Source organism: Salmonella sp. NW884, assembly GCF_051700745.1.
Classification (GTDB): Bacteria; Pseudomonadota; Gammaproteobacteria; order Enterobacterales; family Enterobacteriaceae; genus Salmonella; species Salmonella enterica.
This window is the reverse complement of sequence record NZ_JAMMDE010000008.1, coordinates 54,359-70,709: the sequence shown is the minus strand read 5'-3', so window position 1 is coordinate 70,709 and position 16,351 is coordinate 54,359. Positions and strand designations below refer to the sequence as shown.

Annotated in this window: 15 protein-coding genes; 11 read left to right on the top strand and 4 right to left on the bottom strand. The window is 51.6% G+C overall.

All coding sequences use genetic code 11. The features are described 5' to 3' along the window. Positions 1–47 precede the first annotated feature (47 nt). On the top strand, positions 48–176 hold the full coding sequence (mntS, locus tag NA197_RS17120) for a manganase accumulation protein MntS (RefSeq protein WP_001001755.1): 129 nt from the start codon (positions 48–50) through the stop codon (positions 174–176). Positions 177–440: 264 nt separating this feature from the next. Continuing rightward, the gene (locus NA197_RS17115) at positions 441–2,021 is read left to right on the top strand and encodes a phosphoethanolamine transferase (protein ID WP_001089328.1); all 1,581 of its coding nucleotides are present in this window, start codon (positions 441–443) and stop codon (positions 2,019–2,021) included. 62 nt (positions 2,022–2,083) lie between these two features. Here NA197_RS17115 and ompX read toward each other — a convergent pair whose 3' ends face one another. Beyond that, positions 2,084–2,599 carry an outer membrane protein OmpX gene (gene ompX / locus NA197_RS17110; RefSeq protein ID WP_000716763.1) on the bottom strand — a complete coding sequence of 172 codons (516 nt, stop codon included), beginning with the start codon at positions 2,597–2,599 and terminating at the stop codon, positions 2,084–2,086. A 353-nt stretch (positions 2,600–2,952) separates the two neighbouring features. On the opposite strand from ompX, the gene rhtA reads away from it, so the two are divergent. From rhtA to ybiO, 6 genes are all read left to right on the top strand, one after another. Further along, the gene (gene rhtA / locus NA197_RS17105; protein ID WP_001119555.1) at positions 2,953–3,840 is read left to right on the top strand and encodes a threonine/homoserine exporter RhtA; all 888 of its coding nucleotides are present in this window, start codon (positions 2,953–2,955) and stop codon (positions 3,838–3,840) included. Positions 3,841–4,142: 302 nt separating this feature from the next. Continuing rightward, positions 4,143–4,646 (top strand): DNA starvation/stationary phase protection protein Dps, encoded by a 504-nt coding sequence (dps, locus tag NA197_RS17100; protein ID WP_000100805.1) that lies wholly within the window; start codon positions 4,143–4,145, stop codon positions 4,644–4,646. Positions 4,647–5,122: 476 nt separating this feature from the next. After that, on the top strand, positions 5,123–5,869 hold the full coding sequence (glnH, locus tag NA197_RS17095) for a glutamine ABC transporter substrate-binding protein GlnH (protein ID WP_000838671.1): 747 nt from the start codon (positions 5,123–5,125) through the stop codon (positions 5,867–5,869). Positions 5,870–6,014: 145 nt separating this feature from the next. Next, positions 6,015–6,674, top strand: a complete 660-nt coding sequence (gene glnP, locus NA197_RS17090) for a glutamine ABC transporter permease GlnP (RefSeq protein WP_001159076.1) — start codon at positions 6,015–6,017, stop codon at positions 6,672–6,674. Further along, the gene (glnQ, locus tag NA197_RS17085; protein WP_000569093.1) at positions 6,671–7,393 is read left to right on the top strand and encodes a glutamine ABC transporter ATP-binding protein GlnQ; all 723 of its coding nucleotides are present in this window, start codon (positions 6,671–6,673) and stop codon (positions 7,391–7,393) included. The genes glnP and glnQ overlap by 4 nt, the downstream gene beginning before the upstream one ends. Positions 7,394–7,511: 118 nt before the next feature. After that, the gene (ybiO, locus tag NA197_RS17080) at positions 7,512–9,734 is read left to right on the top strand and encodes a mechanosensitive channel protein (RefSeq protein WP_064043246.1); all 2,223 of its coding nucleotides are present in this window, start codon (positions 7,512–7,514) and stop codon (positions 9,732–9,734) included. On the opposite strand, the gene rlmF is transcribed toward ybiO, so the two are convergent. Then, positions 9,731–10,657: a 23S rRNA (adenine(1618)-N(6))-methyltransferase RlmF gene (gene rlmF / locus NA197_RS17075; RefSeq protein WP_001275962.1), complete on the bottom strand. Its 927-nt coding sequence runs from the start codon at positions 10,655–10,657 to the stop codon at positions 9,731–9,733. The two genes, ybiO and rlmF, sit on opposite strands and share 4 nt — an antisense overlap. 204 nt (positions 10,658–10,861) lie before the next feature. Between rlmF and NA197_RS17070 the strand changes: the two genes are divergently transcribed. The 3 genes from NA197_RS17070 to NA197_RS17060 all read left to right on the top strand — a co-directional run bounded on the left by NA197_RS17070 (position 10,862) and on the right by NA197_RS17060 (position 13,146). Then, positions 10,862–11,128, top strand: a complete 267-nt coding sequence (locus tag NA197_RS17070) for a DksA/TraR family C4-type zinc finger protein (RefSeq protein WP_000146330.1) — start codon at positions 10,862–10,864, stop codon at positions 11,126–11,128. A 284-nt stretch (positions 11,129–11,412) separates the two neighbouring features. Then, positions 11,413–11,673, top strand: a complete 261-nt coding sequence (gene ybiJ / locus NA197_RS17065; protein WP_000849089.1) for a DUF1471 family protein YbiJ — start codon at positions 11,413–11,415, stop codon at positions 11,671–11,673. A gap of 217 nt (positions 11,674–11,890) precedes the next feature. After that, positions 11,891–13,146, top strand: a protein-coding gene (locus tag NA197_RS17060; RefSeq protein WP_139379252.1) for an IS3-like element ISSen1 family transposase whose coding sequence is annotated in 2 segments (ribosomal slippage) — positions 11,891–12,242 and positions 12,242–13,146 — 1,257 coding nt in all. Because the reading frame shifts where the segments join, the coding sequence is not laid out codon by codon here. Here NA197_RS17060 and ybiB read toward each other — a convergent pair. Both ybiB and dinG read right to left on the bottom strand, forming a co-directional pair. Then, positions 13,147–14,118 carry a DNA-binding protein YbiB gene (gene ybiB / locus NA197_RS17055; protein WP_001523009.1) on the bottom strand — a complete coding sequence of 324 codons (972 nt, stop codon included), beginning with the start codon at positions 14,116–14,118 and terminating at the stop codon, positions 13,147–13,149. It lies immediately after the preceding gene. A gap of 29 nt (positions 14,119–14,147) precedes the next feature. Then, positions 14,148–16,292 carry an ATP-dependent DNA helicase DinG gene (gene dinG, locus NA197_RS17050; RefSeq protein WP_001218630.1) on the bottom strand — a complete coding sequence of 715 codons (2,145 nt, stop codon included), beginning with the start codon at positions 16,290–16,292 and terminating at the stop codon, positions 14,148–14,150. Positions 16,293–16,351: the final 59 nt, after the last annotated feature.

Genomic DNA, 16,351 nt, shown 5'->3' with positions numbered 1-16,351 from the left:
CAGACATCCCTCACGGATCGATGGGATAGAAACATCAGGAGGTTTATATGAACGAATTTAAGAGGTGTATACGCGTGTTCAGTCACTCTCCCTTTAAAGTCCGGTTAATGCTGCTCTCTATGTTGTGCGATATGATCAACGGCAAACCGGAGCAGGATAACCCTTCCACGAAATAACGCGGCGGTGCGGTACGCCGCTTTATTTTGCATCCTCAACGGAAATGGCGCCCATTTCCCCTGTTTTTTTGTGGTTTTGCTATTCTCTTCGCAAAACATTTTCTTTCCGGCGGTTGACCTTCTTACCCGCACGCTCTATCTTCTGGCAGCCCTGAATATTTTGCGACTCGCCGTTGCGAACCCAATACCTTTTTTACGCATAATCAGGCAGGTAATGACCCTTCGCGCCAGGGTTAGCACATGGCGTTTTTGCAATAGTGGCATATGAATTCAACCCTTATCGATTCACTTCTCGCCCGTCGTCGGGCGGTAAGCCCGTGGGCGGGCCTCTACTTTTTACAGTCGCTGCTGATTAACCTCGCGCTCGGCTACCCCTTTAGCCTGCTTTATACCGCGGCGTTTACCTGCCTGTTGCTGCTGCTCTGGCGCTACCTGCCCCGCGGACAAAAAGCGCTGCTCGGCATCTGTTCGCTGGTAGCCGCTTGCTATTTTCCCTTTGGCCAGGCTTACGGCGCCCCGAACTTTAATACGCTGCTGGCGCTGCACTCCACCAATATGGAAGAGTCGAGCGAAATCCTGACCATCTTCCCGTGGTATAGCTACCTGACCGGACTTTTTATTTTTGCGCTGGGTATTATTGCGCTTCGCCGCCGAAAAGAAGAGGTCAGGCCGCGCTGGAATAGCCTCGACAGCCTGTGCCTGCTGATTAGCGTCGCGGCATTTTTCGTCGCGCCGGTACAAAATCTGGCGTGGGGCGGCGTTTTTAAGGTTATTGATACCGGCTATCCGGTTTTTCGCTTCGCCAAAGACGTTATCGTCAATAACAACGAAGTCATTGAAGAGCAGCACCGTATGGCGCAGCTATCCGGCATAAAAGATAGCTGGACGGTTACTGCGGTGAAACCCAGATATCACATCTATGTCGTGGTGATTGGTGAAAGCGCGCGACGGGATGCCATGGGCGCTTTCGGCGGCCACTGGGATAATACCCCCTTCGCCAGCCATGTGAATGGCGACTTCTTTATGGATTACATCGCCGCCAGCGGCTCAACGCAAAAATCGCTTGGTTTAACGCTCAATCGCGTGGTGGATAACAAACCGCAGTATCAGGATAACTTCGTCACGCTGGCTAACCGCGCCGGTTTTCAGACATGGTGGTTTTCCAATCAGGGGCAAATTGGCGAATACGACACGGCCATCGCCAGTATCGCCAAACGCGCCGATGAAGCGCATTTCCTGAAAAACGGCGATTTTGAAGCGGATAAAAATACTCGCGACGACGCGCTGTTAACCATGACGGCGCAGGTATTGGCGACAGAACGCACGCAACCGCAGTTGATTGTGTTGCATTTAATGGGATCGCATCCCCAGGCCTGCGACCGTACTCAGGGAAAATACGCGACGTTTGTCCAGTCGAAAGAGACGTCTTGTTATTTATACACCATGACGCAAACCGACAATTTGCTCCGTCAGCTCTATACTCAGCTTCGTCATAGCGGCGACAGTTTTTCGCTCGTCTATTTCTCCGATCACGGGCTGGCGTTTAAAGAGCGCGGCAAAGCGGTACAGTACCTGGCGCATGACGACAAATTCCAGCAAAACTTCCAGGTGCCGTTTATGGTGCTATCCAGCGACAGTAAAGCGCATCGGATCATTAAAGCTCGCCGTTCCGCGAACGATTTCCTGAGTTTTTTCTCGCAATGGACAGGAATTAGCGCTAAAGAGATCAAAAATCGCTATCGATTTATTTCGGAGCAGAAAGCCGGGCCCGTTTATATCACCAATTTCAAATTACAAAAAGTGGACTATAACCATCTGGGCAGCGATATTTTTTCACTAAAATAATGCACGTTTCAGGCAAAAAAAATCCGCCCCGAAAGGCGGATTTTTCATTTTCACCGACGTGATTAGAAGCGGTAACCTACGCCAGCAATCCAGGTGCCAACGTCAACGCTACGAATACGGCTCTGCTCGTAAGAGAAGTCCAGAGCAACATTTTCCATCGGGTTGAATTGCAGACCAGCGCCATAGGAGAAGCCATAATCGCTGGTGTCATGTTTGTAGGTTGGGTAATCGGTCGTCTGGAATTTACCGTAACCCACACCGACTACACCGTAGATGCTCGCCCAATCGTTCAGACGGTAAGCCGGGCCGGCAGTGATGCCGTAGTACTGACCTTTGTTGTAATCGCCCGCACCGTTAGTACGATCTTTTTCGGTGTAGGTGAAGGAACCGATTACGCCCAGCGGGTTGTCGTCCTGCTCGTAACGATACTTCAGGTTGAAACCGCTCATTTTATTCGCTACGCCCTGCGCGTCGCTCTGAGCGTAACCACCGGTAACGGTAGAAGTAGCAGCTACTGCAGTACCTGCGGAAAAAGCCAGAACAGCGGCCAGTGCTGAAAGACATGCAATTTTTTTCATAACCACCTCAAATGTGCTTCAAGTAAGTCCTAAGTTTTAAATATATCAAAAATTAATGGGAAACTCTTTGCGATTCACGGTGTCTAAGGGCGCCTTTCATGTAACAGAACGTTTCCATATCGCGCTATCTTATTCAATTAACATCACTTTTCCGGCTGATTGCACCAATAATGCGCGTGCGACGCGATACATTCATCCAGATTATTCCTAAACTAACAGTCTATTTATCCATCAATTTAAGTTCATTTTATGGAATCCTGGAAATTTTTTTTCAACAAATCCTCAACCGCCGCGGGGAATTTCCATTACACTGCCACCTTTACTCGTACTGACATTTTTTGACAGGAGAAAGGATGCCGGGGTCAACACGTAAACTACCAGTCTGGTTGCCCATTTTGGTTTTGCTCATTGCCATGTCCTCTATTCAGAGTGGCGCTTCACTGGCAAAATCGTTATTTCCTCTTGTCGGCGCGCCGGGTGTAACGGCGCTTCGTCTGGCGTTGGGAACGCTTATCCTTATCGCCTTTTTCAAACCCTGGCGTTTGCGTTTTGCCAAAGAGCAGCGGCTGCCTTTACTGTTTTATGGTCTGTCGCTGGGCGGGATGAACTATCTATTTTATCTGTCGATTCAAACGGTGCCGTTGGGTATTGCGGTCGCGCTGGAATTTACCGGTCCTCTGGCGGTCGCGCTGTTTTCATCCCGGCGGCCGGTAGATTTTATTTGGGTCGTACTGGCTGTGCTTGGACTCTGGTTCCTGCTGCCATTAGGACAAGATATGTCTCACGTCGATCTTACCGGGGCCGCGTTAGCGCTCGGCGCTGGCGCCTGTTGGGCTGTCTATATTCTTACCGGCCAGCGAGCAGGCGCGGAACATGGTCCGGCCACGGTGGCGGTAGGCTCGCTGATTGCCGCCATCATTTTCGTGCCGATTGGCGCAGTTCAGGCTGGCGATGCGCTATGGCACTGGTCGATTCTTCCCTTAGGGTTAGCGGTCGCTGTGCTTTCTACGGCGCTGCCTTATTCACTGGAAATGATTGCGCTGACGCGCCTGCCAACCCGCACCTTCGGTACGCTGATGAGCATGGAACCCGCGCTGGCCGCCGTTTCCGGGATGATTTTTCTGGGCGAAACGCTTACGGGCATACAAATCATGGCCCTGTGCGCCATCATTGCCGCCTCAATGGGTTCTACCCTAACGATTCGACGCGAACCGCAAATTAAACAAGTTGACGTAAAATAGTTTCTTATTCTGCATGATGTGCATAATCATGCAGAATATCACCTCGTTATTCACCTTTTATTATTGCGCTATTACTTCGTCATTTTTTGTCATATTTTTTCTCATTTTTTACATTAAAATGAGAATTATTACCCACCAAACAGCAAACTCGTCTAACCAGTTGATTTTTAATCAAAATAAATATTAAATCTTGTCTGTACTATTAAAGTGATAGGTAAATTCAAAAAAGCAAAGTTAAAAACCGGTGCTATACTTATTTTCGTTAATTACCTGGGACACAAACATCAAGAGGATATGAGATTATGAGTACCGCTAAACTGGTAAAAACAAAAGCGTCTAATCTGCTTTATACCCGTAACGATGTATCAGAGAGCGATAAAAAAGCGACGGTTGAGTTGCTTAATCGTCAGGTGATCCAGTTCATTGACCTGTCGCTGATCACGAAACAGGCCCACTGGAACATGCGCGGTGCTAACTTTATTGCCGTTCATGAGATGCTGGATGGCTTCCGTACCGCACTGACCGATCATCTGGATACTATGGCCGAGCGCGCCGTACAGCTTGGCGGTGTGGCGTTAGGCACCACGCAAGTTATCAACAGCAAAACTCCACTGAAAAGCTATCCGCTCGACATCCATAACGTGCAGGATCACTTAAAAGAACTGGCCGATCGCTACGCTGTTGTCGCTAATGATGTTCGCAAAGCTATCGGTGAAGCCAAAGATGAAGACACTGCCGATATCTTTACCGCCGCATCACGCGACCTCGATAAATTCCTGTGGTTTATCGAATCCAACATCGAATAAATCTATCTCTACCCTGAATACTTCGAGTTGCAGGAAGGTACAAACGCAGCGAATCCGCAGAAGCCTGACTTCCGTCGGTAACTGAAGCGAACGCACCTGCAACTTGATGTACACAGGTATATAAGTCATCCCTATACCCCTGCCTGGCACAGGGGTTTTGCACTTAAATAGTGCACACGTCTTGTACTCCCCTCCGATAAAAGTGAATTATTTGTAATAATTACATCACACAATCGTTAATTAAAGATTGTTTTAACAACAATTTTTACGCTAAATAGACCCTGTATCTCTACTTTGTTATTCATGCACTAAATCAGTGCCCCAAAACAGTGCGGCATACTGGTTTTGCCCGACTTATTGTGCACAGGAATGATTGACGCTTCTGTTAAAACAATGAGTTACATAATTGGCATGATTTTTTCATTACGCTACATGTTCTCGCAGGGGATCGCCCCGTGGATAGAAAAGGAAATGCTATGAAGTCTCTATTAAAAGTTTCACTGGCTGCACTTACCCTGGCTTTTGCGGTGTCTTCGCACGCTGCGGATAAGAAACTCGTGGTGGCAACCGATACGGCGTTCGTTCCGTTTGAATTTAAACAGGGCGACAAATACGTCGGTTTTGATGTTGATCTGTGGGACGCTATCGCGAAAGAACTGAAGCTGGACTACACCCTGAAACCGATGGATTTCAGCGGCATTATTCCGGCATTACAAACCAAAAATATCGATCTGGCGCTGGCGGGTATTACGATTACGGACGAGCGTAAAAAAGCGATCGACTTTTCCGATGGCTATTACAAAAGCGGTCTGCTCGTGATGGTGAAAGCCAACAATAACGATATTAAAAGCGTTAAAGACCTCGATGGCAAAGTCGTTGCCGTGAAGAGCGGAACCGGGTCGGTGGATTACGCGAAAGCGAATATCAAAACCAAAGACCTGCGTCAGTTCCCGAACATTGATAACGCGTACATGGAATTAGGCACCAACCGCGCAGACGCCGTTCTGCACGATACGCCGAACATCCTGTACTTTATCAAAACCGCAGGCAACGGCCAGTTCAAGGCGGTAGGTGAATCGCTGGAAGCACAGCAATACGGAGTTGCCTTCCCGAAAGGCAGCGATGAACTGCGCGAGAAAGTCAACGGCGCGCTGAAAACGCTGCGTGAGAATGGCACCTATAACGAAATCTACAAAAAATGGTTCGGTACAGAACCTAAATAAAACGACCTGATGTTGGCTTGTGGCCCGGTAGTGAGGACGCTCACCGGGCCTACAGCTCTTTTCCGTGACGGATAAGACACTTTCACGCCATTTCCGCACCGGATAGAGCATTTGACTATTTACACCACGGTAACAGGAACGACATATGCAGTTTGACTGGAGCGCCATCTGGCCCGCCATTCCGCTTTTACTTGAGGGCGCTAAAATGACCCTGTGGATCTCGGTCCTCGGTCTGGCTGGCGGCCTGGTTATTGGACTGGCGGCAGGTTTTGCCCGTACGTTTGGCGGCTGGTTCGCCAACCACATCGCCCTGGTTTTCATTGAAATTATTCGCGGCACGCCCATCGTTGTCCAGGTCATGTTTATCTACTTTGCCCTGCCGATGGCATTTAATGATTTGCGTATTGATCCATTCAGCGCAGCGGTCGTGACAATTATGATTAACTCCGGCGCTTATATCGCGGAAATTACTCGTGGCGCAGTACTATCCATTCACAAAGGTTTTCGCGAAGCGGGTCTGGCGCTGGGCCTTTCTCGCCGGGAAACCATCCGCCATGTTATTTTACCGCTTGCTCTGCGCCGTATGCTGCCGCCGCTGGGCAATCAGTGGATCATTAGCATCAAAGACACCTCGTTGTTTATTGTTATCGGCGTAGCCGAGCTGACCCGTCAGGGCCAGGAAATTATTGCCGGTAACTTTCGCGCCCTGGAAATCTGGAGCGCCGTGGCCGTCTTCTATTTGATCATTACGCTGGTGCTGAGCTTTATTTTGCGTCGTCTTGAAAGAAGGATGAAAATCCTGTGATTGAATTTAAAAACGTCTCCAAGCACTTTGGCCCCACCCAGGTGCTACATAACATCGATTTAAACATCCGTCAGGGCGAAGTGGTTGTGATTATCGGCCCTTCCGGTTCGGGTAAATCCACGTTATTACGCTGTATCAATAAACTGGAAGAGATCACTTCCGGCGATCTGATTGTCGATGGTCTGAAAGTCAACGATCCTAAAGTAGACGAACGGCTGATTCGCCAGGAAGCCGGCATGGTGTTTCAACAGTTTTATCTGTTCCCGCATCTGACCGCGCTCGAAAACGTAATGTTCGGTCCTCTACGCGTGCGCGGCGTAAAGAAAGAAGAAGCGGAAAAACAGGCGAAAGCTCTGTTAGCGAAAGTTGGACTGGCGGAACGGGCGCACCACTACCCCTCCGAGCTTTCCGGCGGTCAACAACAGCGCGTCGCCATTGCCCGAGCGCTGGCCGTGAAGCCGAAAATGATGCTCTTTGACGAGCCAACCTCCGCTCTGGACCCTGAACTGCGCCATGAAGTGCTGAAAGTCATGCAGGATCTGGCGGAAGAAGGCATGACCATGGTCATTGTCACTCACGAAATCGGCTTTGCCGAAAAAGTCGCCTCACGGCTGATTTTCATCGATAAAGGCCGTATTGCCGAAGATGGCAGTCCGCAGGCGTTGATCGAAAACCCGCCAAGCCCACGTTTACAGGAATTTTTACAGCACGTCTCCTGAGATATCGCCCTTCCTGCCCTGCGGCAGGAAGGGCATCATGGAATAGTCCCATTTCATTTTCCCTCCCCTGCGCCATCTATACTTAGTGTTTTGCGTCTCTTTTCTCACTGGAGGAGTCATGCGGTGGACCCTGTTCATCCTTTTTTGTCTACTGGGCGCGCCTGCCCATGCGGTCGCCATACCCGGCGTGACCACGGGGACATCAACCAGCCAGCAAGCAGCGCCAGAGCCCAGTCCTGAACAAAAAAAAGCGGCCTATGCGGCCCTGGCTGACGTACTGGAGAACGAGGCTTCACGTAACGAATTGATAGCGCAACTCCGCGAAGCCTCAACCACGCCGCCGACCGAGCCGGCGCCAGCGCTTGTGCCGCCTGCGGCCAAAGATGAGAAAACGGTACTGGAGAACGTCACCACCGTTACCCGTCAGTACGGCGATGCTTTCGCTACCCGTTTCGCCCAGCTTTATCGCAACATCACCGATGCGCCGCACAAGCCGTTTAACTCGCAAACCTTCACCAACGCGTTAACCCACTTTTTATTTCTGGCCGTCGCGGTATTTGGTTTTTATAGCGTGATACGGCTTTGCGCCCTGCCGTTATATCGAAAAATGGGCCTGTGGGCGCGCAAGAAAAACCGTGAACGCAGCAACTGGTTACAGCTCCCGGCGATGATCGTCGGCGCGTTTATTATCGACCTGCTGCTACTGGCGCTCACCTTATTTATCGGTCAGATGCTCAGTGATAATTTCCATGCGGGAAGTCGAACTATCGCTTTTCAGCAAAGCCTGTTCCTGAATGCCTTCGCGCTAATAGAGTTCTTTAAAGCGATTCTGCGGCTTATTTTTTGCCCTAATGTACCGGAATTACGCCCATTCGCGATTCAGGATGCGACAGCGCGTTACTGGAATCGCCGTATGAGTTCGCTTAGCAGTTTGATTGGCTACGGGCTGATTGTTGCCGTTCCGATTATTTCCAATCAGGTGAATGTTCAGGTTGGCGCGATGGCTAATGTGGCGATCATGCTCTGCATCACCATCTGGGCGCTGTACCTGATCTTTAAAAACAAAGCGGAGATTACGCAACATTTATTAAGTCTGGCGGAACGATCATTAGCCTTTTTTAGCCTGTTTATCCGCGCCTTTGCGCTGGTGTGGCACTGGCTGGCCAGCGCTTACTTTATCGTGCTGTTTTTCTTCTCGTTATTCGACCCAGGCAATAGCCTGAAGTTTATGATGGGCGCGACCGTGCGCAGTCTGGCGATTATTGGCATCGCGGCGTTTATCTCCGGTATGTTTACCCGCTGGATAGCGAAAACCATCACCCTGTCGCCCCATACGCAGCGCAATTACCCGGAATTACAAAAGCGGCTTAACGGCTGGCTCTCCTCGGCGCTAAAAGTCGCACGCTTTTTGACCGTCTGCGTCGCCGTTATGCTGTTGCTCAACGCCTGGGGATTATTCGATTTCTGGCACTGGCTACATTATGGCGCGGGGGAAAAGATGGTCGATATCCTCATCCGTATCGCGTTAATCTTATTCTTCTCCGCCGTGGGATGGACGATTCTCGCCAGTCTGATTGAGAATCGCCTGGCCTCCGATATTCATGGCCGCCCGCTACCCAGCGCCCGCACGCGCACGCTGCTGACGCTGTTCCGCAATGCGCTGGCAGTGATTATCAGTACCATAACCATCATGATCGTGTTATCGGAAATCGGCGTCAATATCGCGCCATTGCTGGCTGGCGCAGGGGCGTTAGGTCTGGCTATCTCTTTCGGTTCGCAAACCCTGGTGAAAGATATTATCACCGGCGTCTTTATTCAGTTTGAAAACGGGATGAATACCGGCGACTTAGTCACCATAGGCCCGCTGACGGGGACGGTCGAAAGAATGTCGATTCGTTCCGTCGGCGTGCGGCAGGATACCGGGGCATACCATATTATCCCGTGGTCCTCGATCACCACTTTCGCCAACTTTGTGCGCGGTATCGGCTCTGTTGTCGCCAACTATGACGTGGATCGCCATGAGGATGCGGATAAAGCGAATCAGGCGCTGAAAGACGCGGTAACGGCGCTGATGGAGACGGAGGATATTCGCGGGCTGATTATCGGCGAACCCACGTTCGCCGGTATTGTCGGTTTAACGAACACGGCGTTTACTTTACGCGTGTCGTTCACCACGCTACCGCTCAAGCAGTGGACGGTGCGTTTTGCCCTTGATAGCCAGGTGAAAAAGCATTTTGATCTGGCTAATGTGCGCGCGCCGGTGCAAACGTATCAGGTTCTGCCCGCCCCCGTCGGCGGCCCGTCGCCTGATTCGCTGCCGCCGCGCGAACCGACGATTTAGCGTTTACGGGTGATAAAACGGCGACGCTGGTCGTCATCCATAAAGGTCCAGGCAATAAAGCGGCTTTGCTTTTGCCCCTGGGCCATCTCTTTTTTCACCACTTTCACCGCGCCAGCCTCCGTCAACGCCCGGTAAAGCGGCGGTAAATTCTCGCCGCGCGACACCAACGTCGTAAACCACAACACCTGACGGCGGAAGGATTGGCTTTCAGCAATCATTTTTTTAATAAAGGCGACTTCGCCGCCTTCGCACCATAGCTCCTGCTGTTGACCGCCAAAGTTCAGCGCATCATCTTTATTCTGCCCCAAATTGCGGCGCTTACGCTCGCTGCCCGCGCGGGCTGCGGCGGCGGAGTCGTGAAAAGGCGGGTTACAAAGCGTTGCGTCATAAAATTCATTTTTATGAATGATACCGGTAAAAATGGCCGCCGGATCTTTTTGCCGACGCAGACGAATGGCGCGGCTTAACCCCGTATTAGCCTGAATGATAGCCTGCGCGCTGGACATCGCTGCGTCGCTGACTTCACTACCGGTAAATCGCCAGCCATATTCATGGACGCCGATAAGCGGATAAATACAATTGGCGCCCACGCCCACGTCCAGAATAGTTGCCTGCGCCGGAATACTCCCTGTCGTTTCGCCAAGCAGATCCGCCAGATGATGGATATAATCCGCACGACCAGGCACCGGCGGACATAAAAACCCTGGCGGAATGTCCCAGTGTGTGACGGCATAAAAATGCGCCAGCAATGCCTTATTGAGCGCTTTTACCGCTTGCGGATTAGCAAAATCAACGCTCTGTTCACCGGCGGGCGTGCGGATAAGAAAGGACGTCAATTCCGGCGTGGTCTGACACAGTGCGGCGAGATCATAACGGTGTTGATGGCGGTTGCGCGGGTGTAACCCCGGTTTCTGGGCGGACATGGCATTCTCCTTTTAGCAGCGGCGTAAGATACCCGTATAACGCCACGGGGTAAATATACCACCGCGAATTCCCTGCCTCGCTCGTTTGATCGGATATCTGAATGACATTGGCTCTGCTCATGGTCTGAAAAGATCGCGCGATGCGATTTTTTCGCCTGACGGCGCTACACTTAACCTCAGGTACCCTAAAATCAGGAGAGCGTGATGGCATCCGGCTGGGCAAATGACGACGCAGTGAATGAACAAATCAACAATACCATTGAAGATGCCGTTGCCCGCGCTCGCGGCGAACTTCCCCACGGCGAAAGTCGCGATGAATGCGAATCTTGCGGCGATCCTATCCCTGAAGCGCGGCGTAAAGCCGTGCCGGGCGTTCGGTTATGCATAGCCTGCCAACAGGAGAAAGATTTACATAACGCAACATTTTCAGGATATAATCGTAGAGGTTCAAAAGACAGCCAGTTACGCTGACTTTTCTTTACCGAAACCGCCAGTATTATCCATTCCTTTACGCTCATGCTTTTTAGCGTTCTGCGTCGCAGAATGTGCCGTTAACCTCGACTCTGTAAAGCCAGATGACAAGAAAGGTAAATTCAACCGTTGAATTAATTAATAATCAATAGGTTATTTGTCATTCAAAAATTTTGAGCAAGGCAGTCAATTCTATTCGATTTTATCTTTCGCAAAAAACCGTGATACTCATCACATCGACGGAACATCGTCCCATAAACAGAATAACCTGCGAGAGATTAATCATGAAAACCATTAAATATGCTGTTGCAGCCATCGCGCTTTCCACCCTTTCTTTTGGCGCTTTTGCCGCAGAACCGGTTAGCGCGTCTCAGACGCAAAACCTGCATAAAATCGGCGTAGTGTCTGCCGATGGCGCCACCACGCTGGATGGCCTGGAAGCTAAACTGGCTGAAAAAGCCGCCGCTGCTGGCGCAAGCGCTTATAACATCACCTCCGCCGTAGGTAATGACAAAATGAGCGGCACTGCGGTGATTTATAAATAATTTACCTGCCCGCCAGATTTCAGGCTGTAACATCGCTGTTGTTTGAATTCTGACGGGTATTACCCTCGTCTGTTTGCCAACAGACCCACTGCTCCAACCCTCATTAACCCTGTTTGTTACCCTTATTTGCCCGTCCGCCACTGGACGGGCTTTTTTTATTCGCTTGACCCGTCCTGAATAGCGTTGACACGTTCCAGACTTAAATCCGGAGAACGTGATGATGACTGAGTTCAAACGCACCCAACGCGATTATCCTCTATCCTTTAAAATAGCCGTCGTTGAGCAGGTCGAAAAAGGCGAGATGACCTATAAACAGGCCCAGCAGCGATATGGCATTCAGGGGCGCTCCACCGTACTTGTCTGGCTGCGTAAATATGGCCGGCTTGACTGGAGACCCGGACTTCCTGACCTGGTGAAGAGGAAACTGCCTGTGGCTCAGACAACTATCCCGCTGACACCCGAGCAAAGAATCAGGGAACTTGAAGAACAGCTTGAGCTGGCAAACCAGAAAGCTGAGTTTTTTGAGTCCGTTATCAACGTCCTGAAAAATGATTACGGGGTAAGTGTTGTAAAAAAGCGGCCCGGCAAGTCCTCACGCAAAGTCAGGCCCCCAAAATAACAGTTACGCGTGCATGTCAGTTCCTGGGGCACAGCAGACAGGCGTGGTACCAGTACAATACAAGATGTAATAAACGGCAGGAGCATCATGCTCAGGTTCTTGATTTTGTTGCCCGTACCCGGTGCCGCCAGCCGCGAATCGGTACGCGTAAACTGCACTATCTGCTGAACATGCAGGCCGATACAACGCTGAATATCGGACGGGACCGTCTGTTTAATCTGCTGGGTGAATACCGGCTCCTGGTACCCGTGAAACGGGCATATCACAAAACCACCAACAGCCATCATCGCTTTTACCGGCATCCTAATCTGCTGAAACCCGGCCCTGAACAGGTTACCGCCCTTGAGCCAGAGCAGGTCTGGGTCGCCGATATTACTTACCTTCCACTACGCAGCGGCACGGCCTGTCTGAGTCTGGTCACCGATGCCTGCTCCAGAAAAATCGTGGGTTACCATGTCGGGGAAAACCTGCAGACAGAAAATGTGGTAAAGGCGTTCAGGCAGGCTCTGAGGCGGAGAAAAACGACAGGTCCGCTGGTACATCACTCTGACAGAGGACTGCAATACTGTTCGGTACTTTATCAGTCAGTTCATGAGCGAAACGGAATAACCTGCTCAATGACCGATGGTTACGACTGCTACCAGAATGCGCTGGCTGAGAGAATAAACGGGATACTGAAAAATGAGTTTTTACTCTCGCGTCCTGCAGACCTGGCGCAAGCGCGGGAAATAGTAAAAGAGTCCGTGGCAATTTATAACCATGAACGGCCACACCTGGCCCTGAAATACAAAACGCCCGATGATGTTCATCAGGCGTTTTACAGACAAAAAACTGTCAACCTATATCAGGACTAGTCAGCTAAAAGCCTGTTCGACGCGCGCAAGCCCGTCTTCTAACGTCGCCGCCTCTCCCGTCGCAACCAGACAACAGGCCATTTGCGTTTTTAATGATTGCGGCACCGGCTCGTGGCCGGCAAGGCAGCGCTCAATCCAGCGCGCGGTGATTTCAGGATCTTTAGTCGCAGGCAGTGAAAGCGGCTCGTCGTGCGTGTCGCTCTGACGCTCATGCAGTACCTGCACGCCACGGCTATCAATCAGGCTGATTTGCGGACAGCGTTGCGGGTTGGCATAGACTTCGCCTTCGGTACCATGCATCAGCAAAGCCCGCCCGCCAATGCGGCTAAAAAAGGTCGCCACACGCGGAACATATTCAGGATGAGAAACGCTTGATAAACGCAGCGCGGCATCCTCAGCAAATGGCGTCGCCAGCTTGGCCAGTGAATGCGCGCTGTTACGCACGCCCATCCGCCAGCGCATCGCCAGCTGTTTTTCCAGCGGCGGGCAGAGCGCGCTCACCGGGATAAACACCGGCTGGCGCCCGTCCAGTTTGGCCTGCGCTTGTCCACCGTGTAGGGTGGGGATAATCCCCATCAGCTCAAATATAGTTTCCGTCAGTACGCGGGTCGGATCTTCACTGACGCCGTGTACTACGACTGGGAAGCCCAATTTATGCAGCAGGATAGCCAGCAGCGGCGTTAAATTCGCCTGTTTACGCGCGCCGTTATAGCTAGGAATAACGACCGGCAACGGCCTATCTGCGGGCGGTGTCAGTTTGATGGTATGATTCTGCATGGCTTCATAAAAGCCCAGCATTTCGGCTTCGCCTTCGCCTTTAATACGCAGCGCCATCAATATACTGCCCATTTCCAGGTCGGGGATGTCGCCATTCAGCATTCGGGTATACAAACCGCGCGCGGTATCCAGATCCAGATCGCGGGCGTGATTTTTACCTCGCCCGATCTCTTTGATGATCTTGCGATAATCCATTGAAAGCTCCTTGAAGTGTGCTCACAGCATTAACGCCGTCGGCGGCGTGCAGGTTTTGCTTTTGGTTTTACTATAACGTCTGGCACGGCAGGCTGCTCTATCGGAAAAACAGGTAAGGCATTCAGTAAACGCTGTCCGTAGTTTTTGGTCAACAACCGCTTATCATAAATGACCACTTCTCCCCGACAGGCATGGCTACGGATCAATCGCCCTACCTGCTGAATTAAATTAAAAGACGCGCTTGGTAAACTTTGTACCTCAAACGGATAACGATTCAGGCTTTTTAGCCATTCGCCTTCGGTGATCACGACCGGGCTGTCGATCGGCGGAAAGGCAATTTTATGGATATGGACTTGCGTCAGCAGCTCGCCTTTAAGATCCAGCCCTTCGGCAAAAGACTGAAGCCCAACCAGCACGCTACGTTCGCCGCTCTCCACCCGTTTACGGTGCAGCTCTACCAGCCGGTAACGCGGCTGGTCGCCCTGGACCAGGAGGAGTAAGCGCACATCAGCGACATGCTCCAGAAAACGCTGCATCGCCCGCCCGCTGGCGAACAGTACCAGCATACCATGATGTTTTTTGCTCTCCAGTTGCTCACGAAAATAGGCCGCCATTTCGGCAATATGCTGCTCTTCGTTATCAATGGTGGGTTCGTAGCGCATCTGAGGAATCACCAGTTTCCCCTGTTCCACATGATTAAACGGCGAATCCAGCGCCACAAAGCGGTCGCCGGCTTTTTCTTTTAAGCCGCTCATTTCCTGCAGACGCGAAAAGCTATTGAGCGAGCGCAGTGTCGCCGAGGTGACAATAATGTGCGGTACGCTGCGCCATAACAATCTTTCCAGCTGATCGCTGACGCGGATACCGACACAATGGAACCAGACGTGGAGTTGCCCTTCGCGTATTTCACGCGTCGCCCATTTGGACACCGGCGCGCCTGAAGACTGCGCCATCGAAGCCAGCCGCCATAATTTACTTTGCGCCTCGAACATTCCCAGCGCCCGGTTCATCTGTAAAATCACCCGATGCAAACGCACAATATCGTGCGACCCGGTTTTTTCGCTGAGATCGTTGAGAAAGGATTCCGCCAGCCCACGCAGCGTCTCGGTCAGCTTCGCCAGTCGCTGGCAGATTTCCATGACCTCATCAGGCAACTCACCCATTGCAAAACGGTGCTCCGCCTCCTGCGCTGCGGGCATATACAGATTAAGAATGGCATTGAGCGAGGCGATCAGTTCGTACACCTCCTCGCAATGGGCGTTAAGTCGCTCAGGATTCGCTAACGGCGGCGTGGTTTTAGGGCGAAATTGCTCCATGCAGGTCGCCACCAGTTTGCTGAACAGGTCCAGTTGCAAGCGATACCAGGAGGCGGTAATTTCCGCGCTCATCTCCAGCGCATCGCGCGCGACATCGGGCAGATGATGACCTTCATCCAGTACCAACAGCAGATGCTTTGGTTCCGGCAGTACGGCTTCACTTTCCATCGCCGCCATTACCAGCGCGTGATTCGCCACCACGACTTCCGCTTCCTGTATTTCACGTCGAGCGACAAAGAATGGACATTCGCGGTAATAGTGACAGTTGCGGTTCAGACAACTGGCTTTATCGGTACTTAATCGCCGCCACAGATCGTCGTCAATAGCAATGTCGGTATGATCCCGCAGACCATCCCATTTGTAACCGTCAAGATCCCCTTTCAGCCTGGCGCAACGCTTTTGCTCTTCCTGGTTGTTAGGCGTCAGTTCGTCATCAAGAAAGGCGAGCAGATCCTGCTGCGTAGGCTCGCTACTGGCGAGCGCCGCCAGGTTTCGCGGACACACGTAACGCCCGCGGCCAAAGGCGGCGGTAAAGCGCAGATCGGGGATGATTTTTCGTAGCAGCGGCAAATCTTTGCTAAAGATCTGATCCTGTAACGCCACGTTAGCGGTACTGACCACCAGTGTTTTTTGCTCTTCCCGGGCAATGGCGATACCGGGAATAAGATAGGAGAGGGTTTTCCCGACGCCGGTCGGCGCTTCAATAGCCAGATGTCTCCCTTCTTCCCCGGCCAGCGTTCTGGCGACGTCGGCAATCATCTGCCGCTGCGGCGCACGGGGAATAAAGTCGGGAATCTGGTCCTGAAGCGCCTTATACCAGGCGGCGATTTGCGCTTTCAGCGCAGCGGTCAATGCCATGAGAAAACCTGAAGTACTGTATAAACAGCCACTATTGTGGCACATTTCAGGGGCGGGAA

Bases quoted from the DNA above. Each gene is read 5' to 3' on its own strand.
- glnH (WP_000838671.1), top strand. From the start codon at position 5,123: ATGAAGTCTCTATTAAAAGTTTCACTGGCTGCACTTACCCTGGCTTTT.
- ybiB (WP_001523009.1), bottom strand. From the start codon at position 14,118: ATGGATTATCGCAAGATCATCAAAGAGATCGGGCGAGGTAAAAATCAC.
- NA197_RS17115 (WP_001089328.1), top strand. From the start codon at position 441: ATGAATTCAACCCTTATCGATTCACTTCTCGCCCGTCGTCGGGCGGTA.
- mntS (WP_001001755.1), top strand. From the start codon at position 48: ATGAACGAATTTAAGAGGTGTATACGCGTGTTCAGTCACTCTCCCTTT.
- dps (WP_000100805.1), top strand. From the start codon at position 4,143: ATGAGTACCGCTAAACTGGTAAAAACAAAAGCGTCTAATCTGCTTTAT.
- ybiO (WP_064043246.1), top strand. From the start codon at position 7,512: ATGCGGTGGACCCTGTTCATCCTTTTTTGTCTACTGGGCGCGCCTGCC.
- dinG (WP_001218630.1), bottom strand. From the start codon at position 16,292: ATGGCATTGACCGCTGCGCTGAAAGCGCAAATCGCCGCCTGGTATAAG.
- rhtA (WP_001119555.1), top strand. From the start codon at position 2,953: ATGCCGGGGTCAACACGTAAACTACCAGTCTGGTTGCCCATTTTGGTT.
- rlmF (WP_001275962.1), bottom strand. From the start codon at position 10,657: ATGTCCGCCCAGAAACCGGGGTTACACCCGCGCAACCGCCATCAACAC.
- glnP (WP_001159076.1), top strand. From the start codon at position 6,015: ATGCAGTTTGACTGGAGCGCCATCTGGCCCGCCATTCCGCTTTTACTT.
- NA197_RS17070 (WP_000146330.1), top strand. From the start codon at position 10,862: ATGGCATCCGGCTGGGCAAATGACGACGCAGTGAATGAACAAATCAAC.
- ompX (WP_000716763.1), bottom strand. From the start codon at position 2,599: ATGAAAAAAATTGCATGTCTTTCAGCACTGGCCGCTGTTCTGGCTTTT.
- ybiJ (WP_000849089.1), top strand. From the start codon at position 11,413: ATGAAAACCATTAAATATGCTGTTGCAGCCATCGCGCTTTCCACCCTT.